Source organism: Profundicola chukchiensis (assembly GCF_029664245.1).
Lineage (GTDB): Bacteria > Bacteroidota > Bacteroidia > Flavobacteriales > Weeksellaceae > Profundicola > Profundicola chukchiensis.
In genome coordinates this window covers 1-376 of the sequence record NZ_JANAIE010000024.1, presented here as the reverse complement: position 1 = coordinate 376, position 376 = coordinate 1, and the positions used below count along the sequence as shown (strand labels likewise).

Here is a 376-nt window from a genome sequence, read left to right as displayed (position 1 = left end):
GCTCTGCATAACTTTTGGCTAATTAAAGTTTTAAATTACTAAGAAAAGATTTGATTACCATATTTATTGAACTAAAAACCAAAGCTTTTCATGAAAAATATATTAATTCAACTTGAGCTAATTAAGTTTAGCTCTTACCAATCATCATTTTCTTCGTCATCACGTTTACAGTCGCTACAAAGTCCTCCATTTACATAATACTCATGACCACCACATCTAGAACAAGTATTTTCTATCTCATCTTCACATGAATAACAATAATCATCATAACTATACTTTGAAGATCCACATCTCGGACAAGTAACCTGCTCTATATCATCTTCAATATCATTTTGAATTTTATAACCATCCGTATAGCTGCATTCTGATCCTGTAA

1 pseudogene is annotated in these 376 nt (G+C 30.6%); it reads right to left on the bottom strand.

From position 1 onward, the window contains the following. Positions 1 to 134 precede the first annotated feature (134 nt). Positions 135 to 376 (bottom strand): annotated as a pseudogene (locus NLM59_RS11540) (hypothetical protein); the annotation flags it as partial.